Annotated in this window: 9 protein-coding genes; all 9 read left to right on the top strand. The window is 61.1% G+C overall.

Annotated elements, in window-relative coordinates:
* A partial coding sequence (locus MGEO_RS16465; protein WP_085640365.1) for a cysteine desulfurase family protein occupies positions 1–985 on the top strand: 985 nt, incomplete at its 5' end.
* 22 nt (positions 986–1,007) lie between these two features.
* Positions 1,008–2,531 carry a Fe-S cluster assembly protein SufB gene (gene sufB / locus MGEO_RS16460; protein ID WP_085640349.1) on the top strand — a complete coding sequence of 508 codons (1,524 nt, stop codon included), beginning with the start codon at positions 1,008–1,010 and terminating at the stop codon, positions 2,529–2,531.
* 66 nt (positions 2,532–2,597) lie between these two features.
* Complete coding sequence (locus tag MGEO_RS16455; protein WP_158091032.1) at positions 2,598–2,756, top strand: hypothetical protein; 159 nt, start codon at positions 2,598–2,600, stop codon at positions 2,754–2,756.
* Positions 2,753–3,073: a heavy metal-binding domain-containing protein gene (locus MGEO_RS16450; protein WP_085640345.1), complete on the top strand. Its 321-nt coding sequence runs from the start codon at positions 2,753–2,755 to the stop codon at positions 3,071–3,073. The genes MGEO_RS16455 and MGEO_RS16450 overlap by 4 nt, the downstream gene beginning before the upstream one ends.
* Before the next feature lie 68 nt (positions 3,074–3,141).
* Positions 3,142–3,897: a Fe-S cluster assembly ATPase SufC gene (gene sufC, locus MGEO_RS16445; RefSeq protein WP_085640343.1), complete on the top strand. Its 756-nt coding sequence runs from the start codon at positions 3,142–3,144 to the stop codon at positions 3,895–3,897.
* Positions 3,897–5,174: a SufB/SufD family protein gene (locus MGEO_RS16440; RefSeq protein WP_085640342.1), complete on the top strand. Its 1,278-nt coding sequence runs from the start codon at positions 3,897–3,899 to the stop codon at positions 5,172–5,174. The genes sufC and MGEO_RS16440 overlap by 1 nt, the downstream gene beginning before the upstream one ends.
* Before the next feature lie 7 nt (positions 5,175–5,181).
* Entirely contained in the window at positions 5,182–5,670 is a 489-nt protein-coding gene (locus MGEO_RS16435) for a YIP1 family protein (protein ID WP_085640340.1), read from the top strand.
* Positions 5,667–6,257, top strand: coding sequence for a YIP1 family protein (locus MGEO_RS16430; RefSeq protein WP_085640338.1), 591 nt, complete (start codon positions 5,667–5,669; stop codon positions 6,255–6,257). The genes MGEO_RS16435 and MGEO_RS16430 overlap by 4 nt, the downstream gene beginning before the upstream one ends.
* Positions 6,250–7,470 (top strand): cysteine desulfurase, encoded by a 1,221-nt coding sequence (locus MGEO_RS16425; RefSeq protein ID WP_085640336.1) that lies wholly within the window; start codon positions 6,250–6,252, stop codon positions 7,468–7,470. Before MGEO_RS16430 ends, MGEO_RS16425 begins: the two co-directional genes overlap by 8 nt.
* Positions 7,471–7,474 lie beyond the last annotated feature (4 nt).

Below are 7,474 nucleotides of genomic sequence, written 5' to 3'. Positions count from 1 at the left end.
TGCGATGATCGCGGCGATGGATGTGGCGGGCAATCCGTCGTCGGTCCATGCGGAGGGGCGTGCGGCCAAGGGTCTGGTCGAGCGGGCCCGCGCGCAGGTGGCGACGGCTTTCGGTGCCGATGGCGCGGATGTGGTGTTTGTGTCGGGCGCGACAGAGGCGGCGGCTCTGGCCTGTGCCGGGCGCGGGTTGCTGGGGGCGGAGGTCGAGCATGACGCGGTGCGGGCGTGGATCGATCCGGTCCTGTCGGTGGATGCGCTGGGTCGGGTGAGCGTGACGGAATCGGCGCGGTCGGTTTTGCAACTGGCCAATTCCGAGACCGGGATCGTTCAGGATCTGCCGCAGGGGCTGGCGGTTGTGGATGCGACGCAGGCCTTCGGGAAACTGCCGGTGGCGTTCAACTGGCTCGGGTGCGAGATGGCGTTGATCTCGGCGCACAAGCTGGGTGGGCCGAAGGGTGTTGGGGCGCTGGTGATGAAGCGCGGCACCGATCTGGCGGCGCAGATCCGCGGTGGCGGACAGGAGATGGGGCGCCGATCGGGTACGGAAAACGTCATCGGGATTGCGGGATTCGGGGCTGCCGCAGAAGCTGCGGTGCGGGATCTGGATGCGGGGATCTGGGACCGGGTGGAAAAACTTAGAAACATTCTAGATTCAGCTATTGAGGCCCGCGCAAAAGAGACTATTTTTGTCGGGAAAGACGTGAGGCGTTTGCCGAATACAACCTGTTTCGCCACACCCGGATGGAAGGGTGAGACGCAGGTGATGCAGATGGATCTGGCGGGGTTTGCGATCAGTGCCGGGTCCGCCTGTTCCAGCGGCAAGGTCAAGGCCAGCGCGGTACTGACCGCGATGGGGTTCGATACGGTCACCGCCAGCAGCGCGATACGCGTGTCGCTGGGGCCGCAGACAACCGAAGACGATGTGATGCGGTTTGCCGAGACTTGGCTGACCAAACTTGAAAAACACCGCGCGCGGGCCGCGTGAGAGACAACATAGAGGTGCAAGCATGGCTGCTTTGGATAACGTGACCGTCAAGGAAGGCGTGGATCAGGAAACCGTCGATGCGGTGCGCCAGGTGGGCGGCAAGTACAAGTACGGTTGGGAAACCGATATCGAGATGGAATACGCGCCGAAGGGGCTGACGCCCGATATCGTGCGGCTGATCTCGGAAAAGAATGACGAGCCCGAATGGATGACCGAGTGGCGCCTGCAGGCCTATGAGCGTTGGCTCCAGAAGGAAGAACCGAAATGGGCGATGGTCGATTATCCGGAAATCAACTTCCAGGATCAGTATTACTATGCCCGCCCGAAGAGCATGGAAGTGAAGCCGAAATCGCTGGACGAGGTCGATCCGAAGCTGCTGGCCACCTATGAAAAGCTGGGCATTCCGCTCAAGGAGCAGATGATCCTTGCCGGTGTCGAAGGCGCCGAGGATGCGCCTGCCGAGGGCCGCAAGGTGGCGGTCGATGCGGTGTTCGATTCCGTGTCTGTTGGTACGACGTTCCAGGAGGAGCTGAAAAAGGCCGGTGTGATCTTCTGTTCGATCTCTGAGGCGATCAAGAAGCATCCGGAGCTGGTGAAAAAGTACCTCGGCTCGGTCGTGCCGGTGTCGGACAATTTCTATGCGACGCTCAATTCGGCCGTCTTCTCGGATGGGTCGTTTGTCTATGTACCGCCGGGCGTGCGCTGCCCGATGGAGCTGTCGACCTATTTCCGGATCAACGCGGAAAACACCGGCCAGTTCGAGCGCACGCTGATCATTGCCGACAAGGGATCCTACGTGTCCTATCTCGAAGGGTGTACCGCGCCGCAGCGCGACACCGCGCAGCTTCACGCAGCGGTGGTCGAGATCATCGTCGAGGAAGACGCCGAGGTGAAATATTCCACCGTGCAGAACTGGTATCCGGGCGACGAGAACGGCAAGGGCGGCATCTACAACTTCGTGACCAAGCGCGCCGATTGCCGCGGCGCACGGGCCAAGGTGATGTGGACGCAGGTCGAGACCGGGTCTGCCGTGACGTGGAAATACCCGTCCTGCATCCTGCGCGGTGACGACAGCCAGGGCGAGTTCTATTCCATCGCCATTGCCAACAACATGCAGCAGGCCGATACCGGCACCAAGATGGTGCATCTGGGCAAGAACACCAAGAGCCGGATCGTGTCGAAGGGCATCAGCGCGGGCAAGGCGCAGAACACCTATCGCGGCCTCGTGTCGATGCACCCGAAGGCCAAGAACAGCCGCAACTACACCCAGTGTGACAGCCTGCTGATCGGCGACAAGTGCGGGGCGCATACGGTGCCGTATATCGAGGTGAAGAACAACTCGAGCCGCGTCGAGCATGAGGCCACCACCTCCAAGGTGGATGACGATCAGCTGTTCTACTGCCGCCAGCGCGGCATGGATGAGGAAGAGGCCGTGGCGCTGGTGGTCAACGGGTTCTGCAAGGACGTGCTGCAGGCGCTGCCGATGGAGTTTGCCATGGAAGCGCAGCAGCTTGTGGCGATCTCGCTCGAAGGGTCCGTGGGGTAAGGGAGCGTCGGTACGGGCGCACGCGCCTGTGTCGCTGGTGATGCCATGTCGGCTGCATCCATCTTGATGACGTCACTGCTGACGGGCGTGTTCTGCGCGGTCTTTGCGGTCGTTGTCGATGCCGTGACCGATGTGCTGACCATGTGGCTGGCGATCCTGATCGCTTTTGTTTCGGGTTTCACCGGGTCACTGTTTGCGCAACTGGTTTTGAAGAGGAAAACATGATCATCACGACGACCAACAGCATCGAAGGCCAGAAAATCCTCGAATACAAAGGGATTGTGGTCGGTGAAGCGATCATGGGGGCCAATGTGGTGCGCGACGTTTTTGCGTCGATCACCGATATCGTCGGCGGCCGGTCGGGCGCCTATGAGGCCAAGTTGCAGGATGCACGGGATGTGGCGCTGCGTGAGCTGGAACAGCGGGCGCTCGCAATGGGCGCGAACGCGGTTGTCGGCGTAGATCTGGATTACGAAGTGGTCGGCAACTCGATGCTGATGGTGTCGGCCAGCGGTACGGCGGTTCTGACCGACCGCGGATAACATTCGGGACACAACAGAGACAGGATTGCCCAGACATATTGGGCTCGGGGATAAGTAGAGGAAAAGAAATGCTGGAAATCAAAAACTTGCACGTCAGTCTTGAGGAAGAGGATAAGCAGATCCTCAAGGGTGTGAACCTGACGGTCGAGGCTGGCAAGGTCCACGCGATCATGGGGCCGAACGGGTCGGGCAAGTCCACCCTGTCCTATGTTCTGTCGGGCCGTGACGGGTACGAGGTGACAGACGGCACCGCGACGCTTGAGGGTGAGGACATCCTCGAGATGGAGCCGGAAGAGCGCGCGGCGGCGGGGATCTTTCTGGCGTTCCAGTACCCGGTGGAAATTCCGGGCGTCGGCAACATGACCTTCCTGCGTACGGCTGTGAACGCACAGCGCAAGGCGCGCGGCGAAGAGGAAATGTCGGCGAGCGAGTTCCTCAAGGTTGTGCGTGAAAAGGCAAAAGAGCTGAAGATCGACGCCGATATGCTGAAGCGTCCGGTCAATGTGGGCTTCTCCGGTGGCGAGAAGAAGCGCAACGAAATCCTGCAGATGGCCATGCTTGAGCCGAAGATGTGCATCCTTGACGAGACCGACTCGGGTCTGGACGTGGATGCGATGAAGCTGGTCGCCGATGGTGTGAACGCGCTGCGCGACGAGGGCCGCGGCTTCCTTGTGATCACCCACTACCAGCGTCTGCTGGACCACATCAAACCGGACGTTGTGCATATCATGGCCGATGGGCGCATCGTCAAAACCGGTGGGCCGGAGCTTGCGCTTGAGGTTGAACACAACGGCTATGCGGACATTCTGGCGGAGGTGGCGTAATGGCCCTTCCGCAGATCAAACAGGATGCCATGGAGGCGCGGATCGCCGCTCTTGTCATGCCGCAGGGTGGCTGGGCGCAGGCGGCGCGTGAAGACGCTCTTGGTCGGGTGAGGGCCATGGGTCTGCCGGGTGCGCGGGATGAGTATTGGAAATACACGCGCCCTGACACGCTGGTTCAGCCCGATGCGCCCAATGCGGCATTGCTCGAAACCGATGAAACGCCGGTGTTCGGTGAGGTGGACCGATTGAAGATCGTATTTGTCGATGGCGTGTTCAGCGCCGCGGACTCTGACGATCTGGCGATGGAGCATGTCACCATCGACCGTCTGGCCGATGCGTCGGACATTCACTGGGCCAAAGATGTGTACGGTGTGCTTGAAGCGCGCGGCCAGACCCCGGTCCAGCGGCCTTTGGCGACGCTTAACACGGCGTTTGCCACAGACGGTGTTCTGATCCACGTGACTGGTAAGGCGCCAAAGCCGATTAGTCTGATTTATCGACATGAATCAGAGGCTTCCGATGCGATCCTGCACCATGTTGTGAAGATCGATTCCGGCGCCGAACTGACGCTTCTCGAAAACGGTCCGGCGGCGGCACGGTTCAACAAGTGCATGGAGGTGGAGATCGCCGATGGCGGGACGTTCCACCACGTCCGCGCACAGGGGCGCGACCATGAGCGTCGTGCGGCGACGGCGATCTTTGCCCGTCTGGGTGAGGAATCGGTGTTCAAGTCGTTCACCCTGACCGCCAATGGCGTGCTGACGCGCAACGAGTGTGTCATCGAACTGACCGGTGACAATGCGGTGGCCCATGTGGCCGGAGCCTGTGTTGGAGATGGCGATTTCCACCATGATGACACGGTGTTCATCACCCATGACGCGCTGAACTGCGAGAGCCGTCAGGTGTTCAAGAAGGTGCTGCGCAACGGGGCGACCGGTGTGTTCCAGGGCAAGATTCTTGTGAAGGAAGGCGCGCAGAAAACCGATGGCTATCAGATCAGCCAGTCGCTTCTTCTGGACGAGGACAGCCAGTTCCTCGCCAAGCCTGAGCTTGAGATCTATGCCGATGACGTGGCCTGCTCGCATGGCTCGACATCCGGGGCGATCGACGAGGAAGGCCTGTTCTACCTGCGGTCGCGCGGGATCGAAGAGGGGCCGGCGACGGACCTTCTGACCATCGCCTTCCTTGCGGAAGCCGTGATGGAGATCGAGGACGAGTCGCTTCAGGACGAGATCAACGGCCGCGTCGAGGCGTGGCTGTCGCGGCGGCGCGGCTGAATTCGGCGTGCCGTTTACGCAGGATATTGCTGCCACCTATCGGGGGCCGGGCAAGGTTGTGCGCCGTCTGGCGGCTGCCGGACCGCGCGAGGACCGTGCGCTGGCCATCCTGATGGGGGCCTGCGTGATCCTGTTTGTGGCGCGCTGGCCTGCGCTGGCGCGGCAGGCCCATCTTGAGGGGCTGGAACTCAACATGCTCCTTGGGGGCACGTTGATGGCGACGGTCTTTCTTGCACCGCTTCTGTTCTACGTGCTGGCCTTCGTGGCGCATCTGATCGCGCGGGCGATTGGGGGGCAGGGTCCATCCTACAATGCCCGTCTGGCGCTCTTCTGGAGCCTGTTGGCATCCTCGCCCCTGATCCTGCTCAATGGTTTGGTGGCGGGCTATATCGGGCCGGGCGTGCAGCTTTCCATTGTCGGTCTGATCTGGTTCTGTGTGTTCATGTGGTTTTGGATCGCCAGCATGCTGGCGGTCTATCGTGGAGCAGATGGGTGACGATTCCAGGGTTCTTTCGGCTGGCGCTCAATACGGTGACGGCGCCGCGCGATGTGGCGCGGCTTCTGCTGGCGATGAACCTGCCGTCGCAGGCGCTGTGGCTGGCCTTTGCGCTGGTGATCGTGCTGAACACGCTGATGTTTTCGCTGTCACTCATGGTAACGCCGGGCAATGATCTGATGGGTCCGGTGCTGGGCAGCCCGGTGGTGTTCGGGGCCATGCTGGGCGCGTCGGTGGGTGCTCTGATCCTTGCGGTTACGGTGTGCGGGCGGCCTCTGGGGGGACGGGCGCGCTTTGGTGAGATCGCCATCCTTGTGATCTGGCTGCAGGCGTTGCGGGTTCTGATGCAGGCCGTGGTGGTGATCCTTGGGCCGGTCAGCCTTTTCCTGTCGGGGATCGTGATCAGCGCAGCGTCGGTGCTGGGGATCTGGATCTTCGTGAATTTCATAGACGTGGCCCACGAGGTGGAAAGCCTGCTCAAGGCAGGGTTCATCTTGCTTCTGGCCGTTGTCGGCATGATGCTTGGGCTGAGCGTGATCTTCAGCCTTCTGGGCATTCAGACCGGAGGACTTCCTGGATATGTATGACGTCACCGAAATCCGCCGTGATTTCCCGATCCTGTCACGCGAGGTGAATGGCAAGCCGCTGGTCTATCTGGACAACGGGGCCAGTGCGCAGAAGCCGCAGGTCGTGATCGACGCGATCACCCGTGCCTATGCCGAGGAATACGCCAACGTTCATCGCGGGCTGCACTACCTGTCGAACCTCGCGACCGAGAAATACGAAAGCACACGCGGGATCATCGCCCGGTTCCTTGGGGTCAGGGACGAGGATGAAATCGTCATGAACACCGGGACGACGATGGGGATCAACACCGTGGCCTATGGCTGGGGGATGCCGAACCTGCAGGCCGGGGACGAGATCATCCTGTCGGTGATGGAACATCACGCCAATATCGTGCCGTGGCATTTCCTGCGCGAACGGCAGGGCGTGGTGATCAAATGGGTCGATGTGGACAGCACCGGCTATCTGGACCCCGAGGCAGTGATCGCTGCGATGGGGCCGAAGACCAAACTGGTGGCGGTCACGCATCTGTCGAATGTTCTGGGCACGGTGGTGGATGTGAAGACCATCTGTCAGGCGGCGCGCGAACGCGGGATTGTCACACTCGTGGACGGGTCACAGGCAGCGGTGCATATGCCTGTCAATGTCGAGGAGATCGGCTGCGATTTCTATCCCATCACCGGGCACAAGCTTTATGGCCCGTCCGGGTCCGGCGCGATCTACATGCGCAAGGAGCGGATGGCGGAAATGCAGCCCTTCGTGGGCGGCGGCGACATGATCCGTGAAGTCCACAAGGACGAGGTCACGTGGAACGACGCGCCGATGATGTTCGAGGCGGGCACGCCCGGCATCGTGCAGCAGATCGGGCTTGGCGTGGCGCTGGACTACATGATGGGGATCGGGATGGAGAACATCGCCGACCATGAGAAAAAGCTGCGCGACTATGCCCGCACGCGTCTGGACGGCCTGAATTGGCTGCAAGTGCAGGGCACAACGCCTGACAAGGCGGCAATCTTCAGTTTCACTCTGGATGGGGCTGCCCACGCGCATGACATCTCGACCATTCTTGATAAGAAAGGCGTCGCGGTGCGGGCGGGGCAGCATTGCACAGGGCCGTTGATGGATCATCTGGGTCTGACGGCGACCTGCCGGGCCTCGTTCGGAATGTACAACACGGAAGAAGAAGTGGACAAACTCGTGGATGCGCTTGAACTGGCGCATGACCTATTTGCCTGAACTG

Source organism: Marivita geojedonensis (genome assembly GCF_002115805.1).
Taxonomy (GTDB): Bacteria; Pseudomonadota; Alphaproteobacteria; order Rhodobacterales; family Rhodobacteraceae; genus Marivita; species Marivita geojedonensis.
This window is presented reverse-complemented; position numbering and strand designations above follow the sequence as displayed.